21 protein-coding genes, 3 tRNA genes and 1 pseudogene are annotated in these 22977 nt (G+C 27.1%); 16 read left to right on the top strand and 9 right to left on the bottom strand.

Features of this window, described 5'->3' with window-relative positions; all coding sequences use genetic code 11:
- Positions 1-191 precede the first annotated feature (191 nt).
- Positions 192-1079, bottom strand: coding sequence for a LysM peptidoglycan-binding domain-containing M23 family metallopeptidase (locus DB723_RS03840; RefSeq protein WP_151552719.1), 888 nt, complete (start codon positions 1077-1079; stop codon positions 192-194).
- A gap of 110 nt (positions 1080-1189) precedes the next feature.
- On the opposite strand from DB723_RS03840, the gene DB723_RS03835 reads away from it, so the two are divergent.
- The gene (locus tag DB723_RS03835) at positions 1190-1519 is read left to right on the top strand and encodes a nucleoside triphosphate pyrophosphohydrolase family protein (RefSeq protein WP_151552717.1); all 330 of its coding nucleotides are present in this window, start codon (positions 1190-1192) and stop codon (positions 1517-1519) included.
- A gap of 33 nt (positions 1520-1552) precedes the next feature.
- Positions 1553-2410 carry an undecaprenyl phosphate translocase family protein gene (locus DB723_RS03830; protein ID WP_151552715.1) on the top strand — a complete coding sequence of 286 codons (858 nt, stop codon included), beginning with the start codon at positions 1553-1555 and terminating at the stop codon, positions 2408-2410.
- Between the two features lie 11 nt (positions 2411-2421).
- Here DB723_RS03830 and DB723_RS03825 read toward each other — a convergent pair.
- From DB723_RS03825 to DB723_RS03815, 3 genes and pseudogenes are all read right to left on the bottom strand, one after another.
- Positions 2422-2505, bottom strand: a tRNA-Leu gene (locus DB723_RS03825).
- 71 nt (positions 2506-2576) lie between these two features.
- Positions 2577-3238: pseudogene (locus DB723_RS03820) on the bottom strand (hypothetical protein).
- A 45-nt stretch (positions 3239-3283) separates the two neighbouring features.
- Entirely contained in the window at positions 3284-3928 is a 645-nt protein-coding gene (locus DB723_RS03815; protein ID WP_228459391.1) for an ATP-dependent Clp protease proteolytic subunit, read from the bottom strand.
- Between the two features lie 198 nt (positions 3929-4126).
- Here DB723_RS03815 and DB723_RS03810 point away from each other — a divergent pair, with 198 nt between their 5' ends.
- From DB723_RS03810 to DB723_RS03785, 6 genes are all read left to right on the top strand, one after another.
- On the top strand, positions 4127-5182 hold the full coding sequence (locus DB723_RS03810) for an NAD(P)/FAD-dependent oxidoreductase (protein WP_151552713.1): 1056 nt from the start codon (positions 4127-4129) through the stop codon (positions 5180-5182).
- A gap of 202 nt (positions 5183-5384) precedes the next feature.
- Positions 5385-6344: a ribonuclease Z gene (locus DB723_RS03805; RefSeq protein ID WP_151552711.1), complete on the top strand. Its 960-nt coding sequence runs from the start codon at positions 5385-5387 to the stop codon at positions 6342-6344.
- An 8-nt stretch (positions 6345-6352) separates the two neighbouring features.
- Entirely contained in the window at positions 6353-7282 is a 930-nt protein-coding gene (locus tag DB723_RS03800; RefSeq protein WP_151552709.1) for an ABC transporter ATP-binding protein, read from the top strand.
- Positions 7279-8013 carry an ABC transporter permease gene (locus DB723_RS03795; RefSeq protein ID WP_151552707.1) on the top strand — a complete coding sequence of 245 codons (735 nt, stop codon included), beginning with the start codon at positions 7279-7281 and terminating at the stop codon, positions 8011-8013. The genes DB723_RS03800 and DB723_RS03795 overlap by 4 nt, the downstream gene beginning before the upstream one ends.
- A 4-nt stretch (positions 8014-8017) precedes the next feature.
- Positions 8018-9526 carry a GldG family protein gene (locus tag DB723_RS03790; protein ID WP_151552705.1) on the top strand — a complete coding sequence of 503 codons (1509 nt, stop codon included), beginning with the start codon at positions 8018-8020 and terminating at the stop codon, positions 9524-9526.
- 16 nt (positions 9527-9542) lie between these two features.
- On the top strand, positions 9543-10556 hold the full coding sequence (locus DB723_RS03785; RefSeq protein ID WP_151552703.1) for a DUF4340 domain-containing protein: 1014 nt from the start codon (positions 9543-9545) through the stop codon (positions 10554-10556).
- Positions 10557-10791: 235 nt separating this feature from the next.
- Here DB723_RS03785 and DB723_RS03780 read toward each other — a convergent pair whose 3' ends face one another.
- The gene (locus DB723_RS03780) at positions 10792-11925 is read right to left on the bottom strand and encodes a hypothetical protein (protein WP_151552701.1); all 1134 of its coding nucleotides are present in this window, start codon (positions 11923-11925) and stop codon (positions 10792-10794) included.
- Between the two features lie 97 nt (positions 11926-12022).
- Between DB723_RS03780 and DB723_RS03775 the strand changes: the two genes are divergently transcribed.
- The 3 genes from DB723_RS03775 to DB723_RS03765 are packed head-to-tail and all read left to right on the top strand — an operon-like array spanning position 12023 to position 14331.
- Positions 12023-12481, top strand: a complete 459-nt coding sequence (locus DB723_RS03775) for a septum formation initiator family protein (protein WP_151552699.1) — start codon at positions 12023-12025, stop codon at positions 12479-12481.
- Positions 12482-12487: 6 nt separating this feature from the next.
- The gene (locus tag DB723_RS03770) at positions 12488-13468 is read left to right on the top strand and encodes an ABC transporter permease subunit (protein WP_151552697.1); all 981 of its coding nucleotides are present in this window, start codon (positions 12488-12490) and stop codon (positions 13466-13468) included.
- Positions 13468-14331 carry an ABC transporter permease subunit gene (locus DB723_RS03765; RefSeq protein ID WP_151552695.1) on the top strand — a complete coding sequence of 288 codons (864 nt, stop codon included), beginning with the start codon at positions 13468-13470 and terminating at the stop codon, positions 14329-14331. Before DB723_RS03770 ends, DB723_RS03765 begins: the two co-directional genes overlap by 1 nt.
- Before the next feature lie 8 nt (positions 14332-14339).
- Here the strand turns inward: DB723_RS03765 and DB723_RS03760 are convergent, their stop codons facing one another.
- Positions 14340-14975: an endonuclease III domain-containing protein gene (locus DB723_RS03760; protein WP_151552692.1), complete on the bottom strand. Its 636-nt coding sequence runs from the start codon at positions 14973-14975 to the stop codon at positions 14340-14342.
- Between the two features lie 94 nt (positions 14976-15069).
- Between DB723_RS03760 and DB723_RS03755 the strand changes: the two genes are divergently transcribed.
- Positions 15070-15143, top strand: a tRNA-Arg gene (locus tag DB723_RS03755).
- 7 nt (positions 15144-15150) lie between these two features.
- Positions 15151-15223, top strand: a tRNA-Pro gene (locus DB723_RS03750).
- Between the two features lie 88 nt (positions 15224-15311).
- On the opposite strand, the gene DB723_RS03745 is transcribed toward DB723_RS03750, so the two are convergent.
- From DB723_RS03745 to DB723_RS03735, 3 genes are all read right to left on the bottom strand, one after another.
- Positions 15312-17396: a P83/100 family protein gene (locus DB723_RS03745; protein ID WP_151552690.1), complete on the bottom strand. Its 2085-nt coding sequence runs from the start codon at positions 17394-17396 to the stop codon at positions 15312-15314.
- Between the two features lie 105 nt (positions 17397-17501).
- Complete coding sequence (locus tag DB723_RS03740) at positions 17502-19181, bottom strand: PQQ-binding-like beta-propeller repeat protein (protein ID WP_151552688.1); 1680 nt, start codon at positions 19179-19181, stop codon at positions 17502-17504.
- Between the two features lie 32 nt (positions 19182-19213).
- Complete coding sequence (locus tag DB723_RS03735) at positions 19214-20845, bottom strand: ABC-F family ATP-binding cassette domain-containing protein (RefSeq protein ID WP_151552686.1); 1632 nt, start codon at positions 20843-20845, stop codon at positions 19214-19216.
- Positions 20846-20987: 142 nt separating this feature from the next.
- Between DB723_RS03735 and groES the strand changes: the two genes are divergently transcribed.
- The 3 genes from groES to DB723_RS03720 all read left to right on the top strand — a co-directional run bounded on the left by groES (position 20988) and on the right by DB723_RS03720 (position 22932).
- Complete coding sequence (groES, locus tag DB723_RS03730; protein WP_014653906.1) at positions 20988-21260, top strand: co-chaperone GroES; 273 nt, start codon at positions 20988-20990, stop codon at positions 21258-21260.
- A gap of 315 nt (positions 21261-21575) precedes the next feature.
- Entirely contained in the window at positions 21576-22253 is a 678-nt protein-coding gene (gene mnmC2 / locus DB723_RS03725) for a tRNA (5-methylaminomethyl-2-thiouridine)(34)-methyltransferase MnmC2 (protein WP_151552684.1), read from the top strand.
- Positions 22254-22335: 82 nt separating this feature from the next.
- Complete coding sequence (locus tag DB723_RS03720; protein WP_151552682.1) at positions 22336-22932, top strand: hypothetical protein; 597 nt, start codon at positions 22336-22338, stop codon at positions 22930-22932.
- Positions 22933-22977: the final 45 nt, after the last annotated feature.

Here is a 22977-nt window from a genome sequence, read left to right as displayed (position 1 = left end):
ACTTGATGTATATTTTTGAAACCAAAAAATTTTTTAATGTCAATAATTATATTAAAATGAAACACTTTCTTTTAAAATCCTGGCACAAAAGTGTAAAAATATTTTTATCTAATACATAATTATACATAATTATGTATTAATAATCAATACAATTTAATAATTTAATATATTTATCTGGCTGCAGCCTAGCCTTACTTTAAAAACTTTAAAGGATTAATAGGAATATTTTTTTTTAATATTTCAAAGTGCAAATGGGGACCAGTTGAGCGACCCGTTTGCCCTACTCTTCCAAGAAATTCGCCCGATTTAACAAAATCTCCTATCTTTACAGAATATGAATTTAAATGTCCATAAAGAGATTTAATATTATTTTTGTGACCAACTACAACAAAATTCCCATAAAGATCATTGTATCCAGCTTCAATAACTATTCCAGAAGAAGATGAATACACTTCAGTATTCATTGGAGCTGCTAAATCTATTCCTGTATGAAAGCTTTTATTGCCAGTGAAAGGATCATTTCTAAATCCAAAATCAGAACTAACAATAAATTTTTTTAAAGGAAAAATAAAGTTGGCATTTAAAAAAAAAAGTAACTCTGTGCCTGAAAAAAGTCCAAAATCTGGATTCTTGGCAAAATCAAAAAAATAAAACTCATAAACTCTATCGTTCTTTTTAATTTTTACTTTTTCAGCTCTGGTAAGATCTCTTGTTGCTAAAAGCAAATTATTAAATCTATAATCTTTACTATCAAAAACAAAAACTCCTTTTTTACTAGGAATAAGAATCTCTTGTCCAACACCTACAAAAGGAGAATCCAATAAATTAATAGTAGCAATACCAGACTGCCATCCATTTATTTTATTGGCAATTTTAAAAAAAGTATCGCCTTTTTTAACTTTATATGAGTAAAAAAACAGAGGAATATGTTGTTTTTTATTATATTTTAAAACTTTAATTTTAAGATCAGAAAAAACAGGATCTTGCCTTGAAAAATTTTTTATTTCTGGATAAGAAAAAACATAAATTATTCCAAAAAAAAAGAAAACCACTTTAAATAATAAAAAAATCTTACTCATACTACAAATTCTTTTACGATTAATTAATCAAATATAATAAAAAACATAAAAAAAATAAATCCCGTTTAGACTTGCAAATAATAATAAACTGTAATAAACTGTCTCTCAACATGGAGTTAAACGAATACCAAGAAAAAGCAAAGTTAACTGCTAAGTACAAAAATAAAAAAGAAGAATTAATTTTAACAACTCTTGGCCTTGCTGGCGAAACTGGAGAAGTTGTTGAAAAAATAAAAAAATTGGTAAGAGATAAAAATTACATTATTGATGATGAGTATTTAATATCAATTAAAAAAGAGCTCGGAGATGTGTTATGGTACCTGTCAAGTTTAAGCAACAATTTAGGCATTACACTTGAAGATGTTGCCCTTACAAACCTACAAAAAATACAAAAACGACATGAAAACGGAACAATAAATGGCGAAGGTGATGATAGATAAAACATTTAAAATAAAAATACTTAAAAAATAAAAATGCTTAATATTTATATTAAAGGAATTTTACTTGGAATTGCAAACATAATACCAGGAGTTTCTGCAGGAACACTAGCTTTAATATTAAAAATTTATTATAAAATAATAAATTCTATTTCTGAAATCTTAAAGCTCACGGAAATTAAAAAAAATTTAATGTTTTTGACTATTTTGGCAACAGGAATATTAACTTCAATATTATTGGCTGCAAAAATATTTAAAGCTTACTTCTTTGACAATGGAACAATAGAAGCACTACTAATAGTATTTTTCATAGGATTAACATTTGGGAATATGCTAACACTAAAAATAGAAATACCTAAAAAAGAAATAAATAGTAATACAAAAGCATTAAAGTATTTCTTGTTTTTTATTGGCACGGCCATTATTGTACTCTTCTTAATAATAAAAGAATCTAATATACACTTGCAAAACACAATCCCTAAGGACAAAAGCTCAATAAAATATCGCTTATTATTAATATCTTCTGGAACAATAAGCGGAGCATCAATGATCTTGCCAGGAATTTCGGGATCTGCAATGCTTTTGCTATTTGGCTTTTATAAAGAAATAATACTCATTATATCTGAATTTAACATTATTCTTATTGCAACATTTGCAGCAGCAGCAATAATAGGCGTAGTTACATCAATATTAATAATAAAGAAAATAATAGATAACCACTTAAATAATTTTATTTATTTATCAAAAGGACTAATTTTTGGATCAATTCTACAAATGATATTAATAGTACTTAAATTAAATTTAAAAATTAGCTTCACATTTTTTGCATCTTTGGGAATATCATTTATACTAGGAATCTTTATAAACAAAAAATTAGCTGAGAAATGCAAATAAAATTTTAAAAATACCGAAGACCGGACTTGAACCGGTACGGAGCTTCCTCCTCAGGATTTTAAGTCCTGTGTGTCTACCAATTCCACCACTTCGGCATAGAATAATATTCTAAATAATAATACATTACGATGTCAAGCTAAATAAAAAATAAATCTAAAAACTAAGCTCAATTGATAACTATTTTTTGAGGAAAATTCTCAATAACATAATTGCCATGCAAATAATCTTCAATTACAAACCACAAATGAATATAAAAAAACTTTGGCGAAAAAATTAGAAAAAACTCTAAAATCAATTTTATTTACCAATATTGAAATATTTTTTGAATCGTTTATTAAGCTAAAAAATCCATTTTTAATTAATGAATCAAAAATAACAAATTCAGATTCATCTAAAATAAACATTAATTTATCCATTTGAACTTTTAAATATAAAATTTGCTCATTAATTTGCAAAATATTAAAATTTTTAATAAAATCATTGCTTAAATTATAAACAACAATGCCATAATGATTACCCTTAAATTTAAAATCGACAAGCACTCCTAATTTTAAATCGTCATAATCTTGCATTACACTTAAAACTTTAATATTTATTTTACGCTTAGAAAGAATGCTAACAAGAAAGCCCATTCCCCTGATCAATAAAATAAGCATTCTTAAAAATTCGAAATAAAACTCTATTATTGATTAAATCAAGAACATTTTTATTCTCAAGGTTCTTAATAATTATTAAATCAAAACTTTTATTAAGAATATTATAAGCAAAATTTAATAATTCTTGAAAAGAATTATTATTTAAATTAAAATTTGCAACTTTAAGTTCCAAAACGATAAAATCTGTATCTACAAAATTACAGGAAAAAATAAAACACTAAGAAGAAATAAACTCTTCGAGTTGAAACTTTGTCTCAACAACTTCAAATACAAGTCCATACTTTTTTGCAGCATCACTGTCTAACCAAAAATCTCTGTCAGTATCCCTTTCTATTTTAGAAATCTTTTGGCCTGTTTCTTTTGAAATAATATTATTAAGCTCTTTTTTAACTTTATTTAACTCATTAGTATAAATCTCAATATCTGTAGCAACCCCCTTAAATCCGCTTAAAGGTTGATGCAATAAATATCTGGCAAAAGGCAGTGAAAATCTATTTTCTAATTTTGCAGCCAAAAAAATTAAAGCAGCAGCACTAGCAACAAGCCCTACCCCAACTGTAAAAACTTTGGGTTTAACAAACCGAATCATATTAAAAATAGCAAATCCAGCATCAATATCTCCACCTTCTGAATCAATGTATACAAATATAGGCTTTTTAAAATCTAAAGTCTCTAACAATAATATTTTTTCCTGAAAAAGCCGAGAAACATCCTTGGTAATCTCACCAGCAATCACTATTGATCTACTCTTTAAAACTAACATCAATGATTTATCATGCGAAACATAAACATTATCATTATCATTATCATTATCATTATCATTATCATTATCATTATCATTATCATCTTCTTTACTAGTCATAAAACACCCCTTATACAAAAACATAATGATATATTATAATTTAAAATAAAAGGTTTTTAAATGATTAAAAAACATAAAAGCTAAACAATTGTATCTAATTTCTGAGAAGCAAAAGACTAATAAATCTTTAATCAAACTTCATTATAATAAAAAATACTCTAAATATATAAATAAGTAAGATCTAAAAAGGAGTTTATAATGCATTATGAATTTGCAGTCATTGGAGGAGGAATAGCAGGAAGCACTGTTACTTACGAACTACTTAAAAGAAATAAAAAAGTGATTCTTTTTGACGATCAAGATACAAAAGCAACAACAATAGCAGGCGGACTTATTAATCCCATTATGGGTAGAAAAATGAACATTGCTTGGAAAGAATCTCATATGTTTGAATTTGCAAAAAATTACTACCAAGAAATTGAAAAAACCATTAAATCCAACTTTTTTATAGAAAAAAATATCTTTAGACCCTTTACTACTGAAAATCAAAAAAATGAACTGATTGACAAAATTGAAAATGATAAAAATATGAAAAAATTTATTTTGAAAATACTAGATGGAAAAATTTACAATTTCTCCAATGACTCTAACGGTGGAATAATAATAAAAGGAGCTAGAATTAATGCAAAAACATATATAAAAAATATTAAAAAATACTTAATTGAAAAAAAATCATACATAAAAAAAAATATAGACGAAAATAAAATTAAACTTGGAGAAAGTTTTTTCAAAATAGAAGATTTCAAATTTGAAAAATTAATATTTGCAAAAGGATATAAAGAAAAACTTAAAGGATTTTTTTCCTACCTACCATTTGAGCCTGCAAAAGGCGAAATCATTATATTAGAATGCAAAAAATTAAATTTTAAAGAGATTTACAATAGACATGTATCTTTAATTCACTTAAAAGGCAATAAATTTTACCTTGGGGGTACTTACGAATGGAACACTTGGAATACACTTACAAATGAATGGGCAAAATTAGAGCTGTTAAAAAAATTTAAAAAAATAACAAATCTAAAATGCAAAGTCATTACTCAAAAAGCACACATAAGGCCTTCAACTCTTGACAGAGAACCTTTCTTAGGAGAACACCCTAAGTATAAAAATATCTTTATATTAAATGGTTTTGGAACAAGGGGAATATCTATGGCTCCATACTTATCTAATTTATTAGTTAACAATATTGAAAAAATTGAAAAAATTCCAAATCATTATAATATTCAAAGATATGCAAAATATTATAATATTTGATATTATTCTTAAAATCAAAATCTTTAAATCATACATACTGACAAACGACTACTATTAATATTTCTAAATTAATAAAAAAATAATATAATGTTTAAGTTAAGCTAAAATAATTCTTATCCAAAGAGAAACTAAAAGTGAGGCAAGATTTAACAAAGCAAATAAAATTAATTAACAATTTCAAAACAAACCGGGAGAATAATCTTTGGGATTTAATATTAACATCATAGGAACTGGAGGAACAAGACCACTCCACAATAGATATTTGTCATCCGTGCTAATCGAATATAATGGAGATAATTTTTTATTCGATTGTGGAGAAGGGACCCAAATGTCTTTAAGGAAACAAAAAATATCTTGGCAAAAAATAAAAATGATCTGCATTACACACTTACATGCTGACCACATCACAGGACTACTTGGAATAGTAATGCTAATGTCACAAAGTGGAGAAACCAGAAAAGAACCATTAATAATTGCTGGACCTATTGGAATAAAAAACTATACACAAACTAATATAAATATGCTTAAAATATATAAAAACTATGAAATAATTTATAAAGAAATAATTATAGATAAAACCGAAAAAATAATATATGAAGATAAAACAAAAAAAATTGAATACACCAGACTAAAGCATTCAATAGAATGTGTTGGATATTTATTCATAGAAAAAGATAAACCTGGCAAATTCAATACAGAAAAAGCAGAAGAGCTAAATATCCCTAAAGGACCTATTAGAAAAATGCTGCAAGATGGAAAAGAAATACAAATAAATGGGAAAATTATAAGGCCATCAGAAATACTTGGGAAATCTCAAAAAGGATTAAAAGTTGCATACATTACAGATACTGGTTATTTTAAAAAGCTAATACAGCAAATTGAAAATTTTAACCTTGTAATAATTGAAAGCACATTTAAAAATGAGCTTAAAAAAGAAGCAGATAAAAAACTTCACTTAACAGCTGGTGGGGCAGCAAATATTGTCAAACAAGCAAAAGTTTTGCAAACAGGACTTATTCATTTTAGCGAAAGATATACATTAAGAAAAGATCTTGAAAACTTACTAAAGGAGGCAAAATTGGAGTATCCAGATGGAGAAATCTTTTTAACAAAAGATGGAATGAGGCTTGAAGCAAGCAAAAATAACTTTATTATTAAATAGGAGGGCATATGATAAATGTAGAAAAAGTTAACAAAATGTATGGTTCATTTACAGCACTATCTAATGTCAGCTTTAAAGTTGAAGAAGGCGAAGTGCTTGGCATACTTGGCCCAAACGGAGCTGGAAAGTCAACATTAATCAAAATCTTAACATCATTTCATTATCCAAATAAAGGTAATGTAAAAATTTTTGGAAAAGACATTGTAGAGCATTCAAAAGAAATACTACAACAAATGGGATACGTTCCTGAAAAACTAGCTCTTTATCCAGAGCTTTCTGTTAAAGAATATTTAAAATTCATATCAGAAATAAAAGGCGTTAAAAAATTAAAAAAAGAAATTGACAGAGTAGTAAGTATATTCAAATTAAAAGAAGTTGAAGATAAGCTTATTTCTCAACTTTCAAAAGGATTTAAACAAAGAGTGGGAATAGCTGGTGCTTTAATAAACAGCCCTAAACTCGTAATACTTGATGAGCCAACAAATGGCCTTGACCCGAACCAAATAATTGAGTTTAAAGAATTCTTAAAAGAACTCACAAAAGAAAGTACAATATTATTCTCTTCACACATACTAAGCGAAGTAGAATCTATTTGCAAAAGAATTATTATTGTCAACAACGGAGCAATTGTTGCTGATGACACAAAAGAAAATATTATTAAAAATAAACTTAAAGAGATTGAAATAGAATTAACAATTTTAAAAAAATCTGAAAATGAAAAAAAAATTTTTAATAGCAAAAATGATATTTTTAAATTAATACACCTTGAAGAATACGAGGAAAACTTAAACATTTCATTAAAACTATCTCAAGGCAAAACAGAAGAAGATCTTTTTAGCTACATAGTAAAAAATAATATAATCTTAAAAGCAATGATTCCAAAACATGAAAGCCTTGAAAAGATATTTAGCAAACTAACCAAGGAGAGAGAACAATGAAAATAGATTTAAAGCAATCTTTATCGCTTTCTAAAAAAGAACTAAAAATATTATTTGGAACTCCAACTGCATACGTTGTGATGTTATTCTTTTTAATATTCATAAATTTTTCATTTATTTTTTTATCAGGATTTTTTATTAAAGACAATGCATCTCTTACTTCTTATTTCTCTTCAATGCCTATTATTTTAATGTTAGTACTTCCAGCACTTAGCATGGGAGTGTTCTCAGAAGAACATAAAACAGGAAGCATTGAGCTTCTTTATGCTCTACCACTAAGCCCTCAAGAAATTGTCTTAGGGAAATTCATTACTCTTAAAATATTTACACTAATGCTATTTGCACTTACTTTACCTCTTACAATAATGGCGATTTTCATGGGCGAATTTGATCTTGGCATAATATTTCTTCAATATTTAGGGATAATTCTTTATTCTCTTTCAGTGCTAAGTATGGGAACATTTATCTCGTCTATTACAAAAAGTCAAATAGTCTCTTACATTCTAACTGTATTTACATTGATATTAATACTATTTTCCGGGAAATTGGTCATGATCTTCGGAAAAGAAAATATAATAGGGGGAATGCTTAATTTTATTTCAATCACTAATCACTTTAGTTATTTTAATATGGGCATACTAAACTTATCAGACTTTATTTATTTTATTACATTCACGATCACATTTCTAATGCTAAGCACATACAGCATAACGTTAAAAAAATGGAGATAAATTTATGAAAAATAAAGAAAATGAAGTTTTCAACCTAACCTTAAACCTTACAATAATCTTTTTAATTTTTTGCAATATATCTATTTTCATTTTCAAAATAGACTTTACAAAACACAAAGCTTTTACAATATCTAATGTTACAAAAAATTTATTTTCAAGCGCAAATGAAACAATATATATAACATATTACAATTCAGGAAGCCTTGAAAACTACTTTGCTTTCCCAAACCAAATAAAAAATTTTTTAATAAGCTTTTCTGATGCTTCAAAAGGCAAGGTAATTTACAAAGAACTTGACGCTGATAAAATTTCAACCCCATTAGAGCACATTGGCATTCCTTCTCAGCAAATCGATTTAAGAGATATTAATCAGCTCTCAATACTTAAAATATATTCAGGAATTGAAATTATTTACGAAGGGAAAAGAGAAGTAATACCGGTTGTAACAGAAATCAGTAATTTGGAATATGACCTTGCAAATGGACTTGACAAACTAATAAACAATACAAAAAAAGTTTTAGGACTTGCTTTTGGGGACAGCGCCCTAAAAGAAGCACATAAAAACTTTTCCGAAATAATGAAAAAAGCATTCAGTATTGAAATAAAAGAAATAGATTTAAAAACCGAAAAATTAGAAGACATAAGAAAAGAAATAAATGGATTATTCATTATTGGTGTTAAAGAAATTGATGAAGAGATTGTAAAAAAAATTGACGATTTTATCGTTAATGATGGGAAAATATTTATTGCAACAAGCGCAATTGACTACAATCCTCAAAATCCATATGGAATAACTCCTATTAAATCCAAACTATTTGATCTATTTGAAAGTTATGGTATAAAATACAACGACAATATTATTCTTGATAAAAGAGCCCCTACAATCTTTTTAGGTGGGGATTTTCAAACCTACTACCCATGGATATTAATAGACAAAAGTAATATTGTAAAAAAAGATATACCATTACTTAAAAATTTCTATGCTGCTACAATTCCTTGGAGTAGTTCATTAGAACTTATAAAAAAAGATGAAGAAGAAGTAAAATTTTTACCTCTATTTGCAAGCTCCAAACAATCATGGCAAGTTAAAGAGCCTAATCTTTCAAACATATCTTTGAATGCATTTGAAGTTCCAAATAAATTTGAAGAGAATAAACTTAAAATACTAGGATATGCTATTGAAGGAAAAATTAAAAGCCTCTATAAAGAACAATATTCTAAAAATTCTAAAATAATTCTAACAGGATCAAGTATGATATTTAGTGATTATATGTACAACGGATCTCCATCCAACTTTGAACTATCAGGCAGAATCTCAGACTATTTAATGCAAAAAGAAGAATTTTTTAATATTAAATCTAGAGAAATGCGCGCTAAATTAAAATTTGCAAGCTCTTCAAACGAAATGGTCAACACAAAGTTTTCATTAATAATTGTTAACTTAATTATTCTTCCAACAATAATACTAATATTTGGACTTGCTAGATTTGCTAGAAAAAGAAAAGCAAATTAAAAATAAAGGAGAGTTTATGACAAAATCAAAAGTGTTCTCAATTAATAAAGAAAAAATAAAAATATTGATAATAATAGTGTTAACATCTACATTTTTATTGGGAATAATTTTTTCAAATGAAAATAAAGTAGCAAGAATTCTGGAAGAAAAATTTTTCGATTTTGACTTGAATTCAATTTCTAAAATTGAAACAGAACTCGAAGGAACGCTAACAAAACTTGACAAGGATTGGATGCTAACATATAACAAACAAAATATTCCTGTTGACAACAAAAAAATTAATTCTCTAATCAAAGCATTAGACGAACTTCAGAAAAATAAACTTGTAAGCAGAGATCAAAAAAAACACAAAGAACTGGGTATTGGAGAAAAGCCAAGTTTTAAATTATTTGACAACAATAACAAACTATTAACAGAAATTTTTGTTGGGAAATCAGGAGAAGGCGATTCAAGATTAGCATATATTAAAGGTAATGATGAAAATGTTTACTTAACAAAAAATATCTTCTTATCATATAAAGGAAATTCTTATAATACATTTTCAGACACTACATTATTTCAAGAAAAAAACACAAAATTAGAAAATTTATCATTCAAAATAATAGAAAAATTGGATAAAGAAAATGAAAATAATATAAATAATAATTATGAGATTACAACTAAAGATGGTCTTTATTTTTTTAATAACCAAAAAATGGTAAAAGAAAGACCTTTGAACATTATTGCTGAATTTAAAGCCGATGGACTTGAAATTGATAAATCTAAAATAAATGACTATAGACTTCAATACAAAATTGAAGTCAAATGGAGCAACAAAAGTGTTAACAATCTTGAAGTTTACTTCAATAAAAATGAAGAAAATGACAAAGATATATTAATCAAAAAAGATAAAGATGAATATTACTACATGACTAGTAAATGGACTTTTTTTGATGTATTTAACTTAGAAAAAAAATTAACAGAAAAAGATAATATTTCTAGCAATCATAATCAAGAAGAGTTACATAAGCATCACAGTAATACAGATTAATATTGCTTATATTTAAAAAAACAAAAAACACAAATATAATAAAAATTGGTATCCAATAGAAAAATAGACAACATTTTATATTTTGATAAAATGTTGTCTTGCTTTGCTGATTAGTTACCTTTTAAAGGTTGATTAATATATATTGGTTCAAATAAAAAAATCACCCCAACTATTAAAAAAATAAATTTAAAAATTTGTATAGAAAAATAAAATAGAATTTGAAAGAATGAGTTCTTTAACTCTTGGTAAGTAAAAATTTAACTTTTTTTAAAACCTCATATTCTTGCTTCATTTTAAAAATATTTCTATTGGGATTTAATTCAAGCTCACTTTCTACCCTATCAATAAAATTTATTAATATGGATTTTTCATCATTATTTAGCACAACATTGCTTAAAGATTCGTCAGCATCAAATTTGTTCACAACCCTTTCAACATCATTAAAATTAAAACTGGAAAAAGAATGATCCTCCGTTATTTTTTGAGAACTGAGCTTTTCAACATTAGCAGCGCTATTGCTGTGGTCTTGTTCTTTTACATCCACTAAATTATCGCTCAAATTTTTTTTCTCTTCATTATTAAGAAAAGATTCCACAATAACTTTAGAATCTAAGTCATCTTTTAAAATAGTTTCAAAGTCATCAAATTCTTTTAACTCAAGAGATTCATAAGAACTATTAAGATTCGAAGAATCAACACTATTCTCATGTTCAATACTTTTATTCTCACCAATTAAATCTAAATGCTGCTTATTATCTGTAAAACTATCCAATTTTTCATCATTATTTAACTCTGTATTTTCTAAAAAAACATTCTCACTGCCAACATTAATGCCTTCTTTTTTAAGAAAATTATTAGAAAAATTATCGGCCACGTGCAAATTGCTAGTCAAATTCAAATCTTTATCTCTATTAAACTGAACATCCACATCATGCCGAACTTCTTCACTTTCCTTTGAAACGTAATTAATACCTTTAAGCAGCGCATCTAATTCTTCTTGACCAATAGAAATATTGGGCAAATTATCTTCTTTTTTGGAAAATGAATCGTCAACTTCAGATAACTTTTTTTCAAAATTCTTTGAATCAGAAGTAATAAAATCTCTCTGAGCAAGCTTAAATCCATTATCAAGCATTTCTTTTTCAACTCTCTCAACACGAAGCTCAACATCCTTTAAACAATTAATCAATTCACCGTGTCTTTCCTTTAATATGTTATCTAATTTTAAAAGTTTTTCATCTAAAAAAATTTTAAGATTATCTGATGCTGTAGAAACAATTTCAACAGACTCATTTCTTAAAAATACTTTTTCCATATCAAAATCAACTTGCTTAGGACCTTCTTTGATAAAAAAAATACCTTTCTTCATGCGAAACTTGCTCTCCAAAACACTCAATAGAACTACAATCTAAACTAACTTTAACTACTTGTAAATATAGTATATTAAGAATATAATTACAAGCTATATGACTATTTATAAGAAAATTGCAATGTCTTTTTACTCAGGAATACTAAGCTACTTTATAATAGCTCCCATATTTGGAGAGAGAGGATTTGTTAATTATCAAAAATTAGACAACAACTTAATATTAATAAAAAATCACATCGAAAAACTAAAAGAAACTCAAAAAGAATTAAAAGTAAGATATATTAATTTGCAAGTATCTAAATCTGAAATTCTAAAAGAAGCTAGCAAATTGGGCTATTATCCCAAAAAGTCAACAGTAATAAAAATCAATAACAATAAAGACCAATATAACCAAGGGAAAATATTAGCCCTAAAAAATCCCCTTTCAAAGAATCAAAATTTTTATTTTATATCAATAGCAATAGGTTTAATTTATTACTTTTTATCAAGTTGCATTATTCAAACCAAAAAAAATATAAAAAGCAATAAACTTATTTCCAACAAAGCTAAGGATTAGTCTTTATTGAAAATATTTATCTTTAAAAATATAATATATTTATTAATTAATTTAATCTGTGCATCATTTTTTTGCGTATCCTTAGTAAATTTTTTTTCAAATGAGCACCAATATACCCCTTTTGTTAAAACAAATATTCTAAAAAAATACCTGCAATACATTGGAATATGCAAAAGTATAGAAAAATACTCCTTGATGCATGACTTCAATCCCAAATCAAAATTAGGAAAAAATTTCTTTTTAAAGCATATAGCTGGCAATTCATATATAATATACAAAACAAAAAATGAAGGAATACTCTGGGGCGATCATCGGTATTCTCTGCTGAGCAAAGGAAAGCCAACCACTAAAATAATTTTTAGTAAATTATTCAATACTTTAAAAATCTCAATTCCGGGAGCCCTACTCTCTTATATTGCAGCAATAGTACTTATTATAATTTGGAAAATTTATATAAAAAATAACCTAATAAATAATTTTCTAGAATATTTAATGTTATTGCTACACTCTATGCCAAGAAACTTAACGGTATTTTTAATATTGTCTTTAATATATTACCTTAATTTAAATCCAAAAAATTTAATAATAGGTGGATTTGCATGGTTTTTTTCATTCTTCATCTTCAATTCTGTAATTTTTAAACAATCTCTTGATAAAACTTTATCGGAATTTTACATAAAAGCTGCAAAATCAAGAGGTATAAATAAATTACAAATAATTTTAAAGCATGCATTAATCCCGTCACTAACACCATTACTTACAAACATGAGACCTATTCTCACAACTGCTTTTTTTGGAGCATCAATGATTGAATCAACATTTGAAATCGATGGAATTGGAGCTTTATATTTAAATGCTTTAAAATTCAATGATTATGCTATTTCTAAAGACTTAATTTTTATTGGTGTTTTCATTATGCTTATTCCAAATATAATAACAGATATATTAATTTACAAAATTAACCCATATAAGGACACTCTAAACTAATGAAAGCGCCATATAAAGCAAGAAAAAAAATTTATATCGTACTCTTCGGTATATTTATTGTATTGCTAATTATTGCTCCAACACTGGTTAATGAAAATTCAAAAATTGCAATCTACAAAAAAGACCCAAATAAAGTTTATTTAAAATCTGCCAAAAACATGCCTATGCCACCCACAAAAGACAATCCATTGGGGATCGACAAAATGGGTAGAGATATTATGGCAAGACTAATAATTGCAACCAGAAATTCTATTCTGCTTTCACTAAGTTACGCAACAATTTCTGCAATAATTGGAATCTTCATTGGAACAATAATTGGCATGTTTAGTTTTGAAATTTGCATGCTAATTTCAAAACCAATCGAAACATTGCAAGCATTGCCTTTTTTTTATATTGTGTCTCTGGTTTTTTATTACTTTTTAAAACAAAAAACATACAATATGCTTCAAACGGCAACACTATTGGCATTGATTCATGGATGGATTAGGTTTGCCTTTATTGCAAGAAATAATACATTGATAATAAAAAATTTGGATTATATTAAAGCTAGCGAAGCTATGGGAGCAGGCAAAATTAGAATAATATTACACCACATTTTTCCAGAAGTATTCTCATCAATATCATCCATAATCCCATTACAAATGGGAAGAAGTCTTACTACTTTTGAAGTAGTAAGCTTTTTACAAAAACAAGACAAAAATCTATATCCTAGTCTTGGGGAACTGCTCAACTATATGCAAATGGGTAATAAATATTTGTGGATATGGATCAATCCTCTACTCATATTAATAGGCATAAACATAATACTATCAATAATAAATTTACAGTTAAGAAAAAAAATGAAACATTTAATATCATCTTAACTAAAAAATTAACAAACCCTTGGAGAAAATTTTTCTAAAAAACAATTGACACAACTTGCATTTCTAGAAGTACAAATTTCTCTTCCGTGCTTATTGATAGCCATGGAAAATCTATACTGCTTACAGGATTCTATTCTTCTTTTTAAATCCAGTTCAATCTTAACAGGAGAATTTTCCAAAGAAAGAGCATGCCTTTTAACAACTCTACTAAAATGAGTATCTACAATAATTGCGGGCTTATTGTAAACAGATCCAAGAATAACATTTGCCGTTTTTCGACCTACTCCAGGTAGCTTAACAAGATCAAAAATATTATTTGGAATAACGCCATTAAATTTTTCCAAAATATCAATAGAACAATTTACTATATTTTTAGATTTCCTTGAATAAAAACCTGCCTTATAAATTAATTTTTCAACATCTCTCACATTTGCTTTTGCTAAACTTTCAAAATTATCATACTTTTCAAAAAGGTGGGGAGAAATTTTATTAACCAAATTATCTGTTGTTCTTGCACTTAAAATTGCCATTATTAAAAGTTCATAATTATTTTTATAATTTAAAAAAGGTTTAACATCCGGATATCTAAGCAAAGTTTCATCAACAATCAAATCAAGATTAATCATAAAAAAATTATAAAACATTATAAACGCAAAAAAAAATATCCAAAGTAAAGGTATCTAGAATTTGTTGACAAGGATTTTTCAAAATGATATACTCATCATTAGCGTTTAAAATGCACTAATAGCTCAATTGGATAGAGCAACAGACTTCTAATCTGTAGGTTTTAGGTTCGAGTCCTAATTGGTGCGCTTCATTCGGGATGTGGCCTAGTGGCTAAGGCACCTGCTTTGGGAGCAGGGGATCGTGAGTTCGAATCCCACCATCCCGAAAAGGTATTTAAAAACTTTAAAAGCTAAAAACAAAGTTTTTAGCTTTTAATAACTTATACAAATTTCAAACTTAATTAAACTTAATAATTATTTAACTTTCTTTAAAGTGCTTGAATCTAAAATAACCAAACTTTTAAACTCATCCTGCAAATAAATAAAATTCTTCCTCACAGAAAAACTAGTAAAAGGCAAAATGTTATTTTCTGAAAGAATAAACTCATCTAAATTTTTAGGAGAAAATTTAGCTAATCTCCAAGTATTACTACTATCGTCCTTAACAGATACTAAAATCATTTTAGAATCAACATAAAGAGATGAATTTTTATTAATCTCAAAATTAGACTCTGACATCACTTTTAAATTCTCGAGTTTATTAAGTATCTGAAGCTTAGCTTTACCTGAATCCACTTTAATAACAACCAAATCTTTCTCACGTTCATAAATTCCGTACCGCTGAATACCTTGCTGAGTGCTTTCCTTAATTCTAACACCAGTATTTAAATCAATAAGTTGAAGTGCCCCTAAATTTGTAATCGGATCAATAACCTCTAAAAATACAGGTCTACTGGAATCTATAGACATAATAGCTAAATCCTTATTTGAAGGAGTGGGTTGGCTTTTAACTTCAGGCTCGATTTTTTGCAAATTACCATCTTTGTTATCTAAATCTACTTTTGAATCAATCTCGTCATAAGAAGGTGTATCTACAGAAGATGATTCACTAACCCTATTGTTGTTAGACTTAGAAACTTTGCCTACTTTTTCAACCTCAGAAACAGGATTTAAATTCTTTTTACCATCTGATTTTTTATCCTCAGGTAATTTTTGATCTTCCAACATCATAGGTTTTTCGCCATTATTTAAATCATCTAAACTTGCCTGTGATTTACTTTTAATTAATTCTTCTTGTTTTTCTTTAATTTTCTCTTTACTAGAAGATTTAGAATTTAATTCTCTACTAGGATCTAATCCTTTATGATCTTTACTTTTTAAAAGCTCTTCTTCACTTTTTTTGATTTCAATTTGCTTTTCAATTTCTATTTTTTTATTTTCATCACCAGTTTCCTTAAGCTGATCCTGCAAATCTTCTATACTCTCTTTTATCTGTAGCTTTTTATCAACTTTAGGAGAACTTACATCACCTGGTTTTGGTAAATTCTTTTCCTTATTAATCTCGTTAATATCCTCTTGAATCTTTTCTCTAACAGTATCTCTTTGAATATCTAAATTATCTTCAGCAGAATCTAATTTTTGTTGAGATTTCTCAAGATTAACCGACTTTTCATCTAGTTCTTTTTTTTGTTTCTTTTTAGCATCAACTTGGCTTTCAATTTCTTTTCTATGCTCTTCATCTGTAGCTTTTTCAAGCTGATCCCTTAAATTTTCAATAGTTTCTGTTATATTGGAATCACTTTCATGAACATTGTCTAGCTCAACATCAATTTTATCTTGATCTGCTTTATGAGTTTCCCCCTGAATGTCTGTAATGTCTCTTGCAAAGTTAACACCCGCTTCATTCTCGCTTAAAAGAGCTTTCACCACCTTGTCTGTAACCAAACTATCAATATCAATGTCAGACTCAATATTTCCAGATAAAATATTCTTTTTAAGAGGGATAAATATTTGAGTCTTACCAGCCCATTGACTAAACACTCTAGAAAGACCTGCATTTTCTTTGGTTAAAGATTTTAAAGCAGGCTCAATATAAAACCCTTTATAATAATCTAAATCCCCTCTATAAACAGCATTATATATTGTAATAACCTTAGAAATTAATTCTGCACTAGACCTATCATAATCGAAAGACTTTATTAAATATCCAACAAGAATTTTTCTCAGATTATATATACTGTCAAGCTGTGACTTGCTACTAATAGAAAAAACATCAACACTTGCCTTTTTATCTTTATCATCAATAAATCTATTAATAAAATATTTGCCATAATAACTTGAGTTGCTATTGGAATTGATTAACGGCCTTGCTAAAAACTCTCCAATACCCACTATTTGTTCATATGTATTTGAAAAATCATAAGGGCCTTTATAATTTACAAACTCAAGATCCATATTAACAAAGTCCTTTAATTTTTCCCTATCAACTTCCCTTGCATTAAGAGGGAATCCATTTAAAAAAACAAGAAAAAAACTAAAGATTAGTAACATTTTTTTCATAAAAGAAATTCTCCTATAAATTTAATTATAATCTACCTTACCAACTAAATTCACTAATTTAAACCTAATTTTAACATAATCAGATTTATATGCAAAACAGCTAATTTAATCTTGAATGCTTGAAATAATCTCGTTAATGTGCTTGTTAATATTTTCAGAAAAATTCTGCCGTCTCATAAACATTAACAAACTTATATACTTATTCTTACAGAGTTTAAGAATTTTTTCTGTTGAATTTAAAATGATATTTCTCAAATTTAAAATCACAGAATAAGCTATTTCTAAATTGCCTTGATAATTTAACACTATGTTTTGGATGTAATTATATATAATACAATCTTGTCCATAATAACTTTCAAACTTGGTAATAGTTTGCACTATAGTAATTATATTATTAATATCTCTCTCTCTAATTGCCAAATCAATAAAGCTCTTAATTGAAGATTCATCATTAATATATACAAAATATCTATAAAGCTTGCCTCTTGCAACAATTCTATCAAGTCCCTTTTCAGGCAAAAGCCAAACATTAAAAGCTTTTTTATATAAATTTAAATATTTTTTGGGAAAATTTCCATGTTCAGTTACAAGAAAATCTAAAATACCTAAAAATTTATCGTAAGCAGCATCACTATAACTAGAATTAAGAATCTCGTCAAGAAGCGAATAATTCTTATCGTAATCCACAAAACGCCTTTCTTTTAAATCTATTCTGCCTTGATTGTATTTATTGCCTCTAAAATGGTTCCACACACTAACATCAAGCTCTTTGTCGTATTCATAATAATAAGTACTAAGAACCCAATCCCCCCCACCCAAGACAATAATGCCTGAATTAGCGCTAAGCCCTGACAAATTCTTAACTTTAACATCTGCAAATGATATATCAAAATTTTCTTTAAAAGATACAATTCCATTTGATTTGGTTGAAACTAAAAGATTCCTATTATTATAAAGAACAGCCTTATCAATCTCAAAGTTCATTTTTTTTTTGAATTTAAGCTTGAAGTTTCTATTCAAATCAAAAAACATACCAACACTTGAAATTGCGACATATTCACCATTAAACTTTTCAAACAAAAAATTAATAGGAAAGTCTAACTTAACAGAACTAAGAATTTCCCCAAAATCTCTCCCATAAGCAATAATATGCCCCGATTTATGCCCAACAACTACCTCTTTTTTTGTATTTATCATTAACAAAAAGGGAAAAGCAACTAGCCTAGAAAACCATTTCTTATTGCCCAAAGAATCAAACAAAAATATTTCATCATTTTCACTTGCAATACAAAAATCACCATTATCAAAAACTACAGGAGAAGTAGCGGGTCTTCCACCTATGTTGACCTCAATAACTTTTTTACCAGTATTTAAATCGACAGAAACAATCCCTCCATTCGCAAGAGGAATTAAAACGCTAGCATTCCCCATAGCAGGAGCAACTAAAGGTGAAAAATCAAGCTTATGTCTCCAAACAAGCTTTCCTCTTTTAATCTTTTGAACTTCATTCCTAACTGTAATAACATAATACCCATTATCAAAATCTTTCAAAAGAAAAGGATAAGGCATTCTATTTAATCTATAAGAATATTTTTTCTCAAATGCCATTGTATAAGTAGTCAACCATCTATCTTTTGTTAAAACTGTAACAGTATCACGTTTTTCATCAATAATTGGATTGCCTGAAGCTTTGCCAGTTAATGCTTTTTGAAAATATAAATTGATACTAGAATAAAGCCTTAAAAAAGAAGCTGAAAACAAAAATATAAAAAGTATAATTCTCAAAATAAAAAACCTTTGGGGTTTAAAAACTGCTACTAAAGTCTAAAGCCAGTATTATCCCCATAAAGATTATTTCTAAGATCTCTAACCTTAGTATCATTAACATACTCAGAAAAAGTCATATATCGGTCAATTATTCCATTGGGAGTAAACTCAATAATTCTATTGGCAACAGTATCTATAAATTGATGATCATGCGATGTAAAAAGAACGACTCCTTTAAACTCTTTAAGTCCAGTATTTAAAGATGTAATTGCTTCAAGATCTAAGTGGTTTGTAGGCTGATCCAGTATCAAAACATTTGCTCCGCTAAGCATAGCCTTAGCAAGCATGCACCTTACTTTTTCTCCCCCTGAGAGAACATTTACCTTCTTTAAAGCTTCATCTTGACTAAAAAGCATTCGACCTAAAAACCCCCTAATATAAGTCTCATCTTGTTCTTTTGAATACTGACGCAACCAATCAACTAAATTCAAATCTAAATCGAAATATTTCCCATTATCCTTATTAAAATATGAAAAATTAACAGTAGATCCCCATTCATAATGACCTTTATAATTCCTATCTTCATTTGTAATAATATCAAACAAGAAAGTCGCAAACATGGGATTTCCCAAAAAAACAATCTTTTGTTGGGGTTCAATAATACTGCTAAATTTATTTAAAATTAAATTCCCTTCAAATTCTTTTATCAAATTTTTAATTGTAAGAACATTTTTACCAAGCTCTCTTTCAATTTTGAAATTAACATAAGGAAATTTCCTTGAAGAAGGCTTTAAATCTTCAACCTTTATTTTTTCGATCAACTTTTTCCTTGATGTTGCTTGCCTTGACTTAGATGCATTACTAGAAAATCTTTGAATAAAGGTCTTAAGTTCAGCAATTTTATCTTCAGATCGCTTTTTAGCATCTTTTAACTGCTTGTTTAAAATTTGACTTGTTTCATACCAAAAATCATAATTTCCAAGATACACTTGAATCTTTCCATAATCAATGTCAACAATATGGGTACAAACTTGATTTAAAAAATGTCTGTCGTGAGATACAACAATAACTGTATTTTCAAAATTAATTAAAAACTCTTCTAACCATTTAATAGATTGTAGATCAAGGTTATTGGTGGGCTCATCAAGAAGCAATATATCAGGCTCACCAAAAAGAGCCTGTGCTAAAAGAATTCTAACCTTTAAAGATCCTTCAATATCACCCATTAAATTATTATGAATTGACTCATCTATTCCAAGACCCTTAAGAAGAACTGCTGCAGCAGATTCAGCTTCGTATCCTCCAAGCTCTGAGAATTCTGCTTCTAGCTCCCCAGCTCTAATCCCATCCTCATCACTAAAATCAGGTTTATTATAAATTTCATCCTTTTCTTTTTGAATAGAATAAAGCCTTTTGTGCCCCATAACAACAGTATCAATAACTTTATATGCATCATATGCAAATTGATCTTGCTCGAGAGCTGCTATTCTTTGATTTTTAGGAATAAATATTTCACCCTTAGTAGATTCAACCATCCCTCCTAATACTTTTAAAAAAGTGCTTTTTCCTGCTCCATTAGCACCAATTATTCCATAACAATTGCCAGAAGAAAATTTAATATTTACATCTTTGAATAAAACTCTCTCTCCAAATGCAACTTCCAAATTACTTACAGTTATCAAATCATTGCCCTGCCTAAAATTAATATTCTAATACCAAATTATCTTGAAAATTAATTTAATTTTCAAGCACTATATAAATATATTGACTCAACTCTAAATTTTTTCGTATATTTAATATTATTAAGATAAGGAGATGTTTGAAATGAAAAATATTAAGCCTTTAGCTGATAGAGTTTTAATAAAAATCAAAGAAGCTGAGAGTAAAACAATTTCAGGACTTTATATACCAGAAAATGCCAAAGAAAAAACAAATATTGGAACAGTTATAGCGATTGGCTCTAACAAAGAAGAAATCAATGTAAAAGTTGGCGACACGGTGCTTTATGAAAAATATGCGGGAGCTGCTGTAAAAATTGAAAATAAAGAACATTTAATACTAAAAGCAAAAGAAATAGTTGCAATAATAGAAGAGTAAAAAGCTAAGTAGCTAAACTTAGCTTTAATCTTTATAAAATATTTTTTATAAAGATTATTGAAAATAAGGTTTTAGTTTTAAAATGAACAAAAAAAAGAAACTTGGCCTAAAGGGAAAGTAAAAATGGTAAAAAATTTTGTATTCCTAAAAGAAAAACTACTAGAGTCTACAAATATTTATAAATCAAAATTTTTTATTAAAATTTGCAAAATTAAATAAAAATTACAAGTTTATTATAAAAACTTATTATTCTGATCAATCAAATTAAAAATTTCAAGCTTACAAAATGCTGTAAGCTTGAAAAAATTAAATTAAATGAAAAGTCTAATTTTTAAAGAAAGCACCATATATTCAAGCAAATTTGATGACATCTATTACAATCCAAAGTATGGAATTGAAGAGAGTTTTTATACATTTATTAAAGGCTGCAATCTAGATTTAGAATTAAAAACAAAAGAAAATCTTTTAATAGCAGAATTGGGATTTGGAACAGGATTAAACTTTATATGCCTTTTAAAATTCATAAAAGAAAACAATATAACCTCAAAGATTAATTATTATTCTATAGAAAAATTTCCACTCAAAAAACAAACAATAATGCAAATTTCCAAATTCTTCACTAAGGAAACCGCTTATTTCAAATTAATGTTAAAAAATTACCCTAAAACTCCAAAAAAAAATCTAAAACTAAAAATAACAGAAAATGTAAATTTAAAAATTTTAATTGGTAACGTTAAAATAAAAATTAAAGAAATTCCAAAAAACGTAGAATACTGGTTTCTAGATGGATTTAATCCTAAAAAAAATCCCGAAATGTGGAGTAAAGCAATATTTAATTTAATTTCTGAGAAAAGCAGCGCAGATTGCAAGCTTTCAACATTTTCCTCTGCAAGAATTGTAAAAGACGGCTTAAAGCTTGCTAATTTTAAACACATTCACATAAAAAAAGGATTTGGGAATAAAAGACATATGATTAAAGCTCAAAAAAATTAAAAATTTACTTTTATATAAGAAATTCAAAAAAGAATTTAAACAAGTATGATATACTAATCCAATAGAAAAAAGGAGAATTTAAATGAAAAGAAAAATATTTGCTACAGCATTAATCTTTTTAATATCTAATAATTATATTTTTGCAAAAGACATAATCAAAGATTTATTCTTTATACAAGATATACTAATAAAAAAAGAAAAATATTCTGAGGTTCTAAACAATGCAAGCCTTGAGGGAATTATTGAAATTGAACACAACGGACCATATATTAAAGATCACGATTCAGAAGTTAAACTTATCCTAAAAGAAAATGGATATAGAAGAAATTTCAGCTTTTTCAATCTTTTAAATACTAGTAATATAATCAAAAGCCTAAGTCTATTTAATGAAAAACCAAAAAACATTAAAGAAAATGAAATAATATTATTGGGTACAAAAATGATTAAAGAAAATCCCTATAAACGATACAAAGACGATGACGATTTTGAATTAAAACTAAGCGCAACTCGCAAAAACAATCAAGTTTATTTAATTCTTGATTTTGATTTTATCTTTGATCAAAGAAAAACTTTTCCATCAATTTACATCAAAAAAGAAGATTTACCAACAATAATAAACAGTTTCATGAAACTACAAAATCCAAACTTCTTGCTCCCTCAAGCAGTACATAACAATTAAGAATTCAAAATGCTAGAAATAGCATTTTGCTAAAAACCAACCATA

The organism is Borrelia maritima (assembly GCF_008931845.1).
Classification (GTDB): domain Bacteria; phylum Spirochaetota; class Spirochaetia; order Borreliales; family Borreliaceae; genus Borreliella; species Borreliella maritima.
This window is presented reverse-complemented; position numbering and strand designations above follow the sequence as displayed.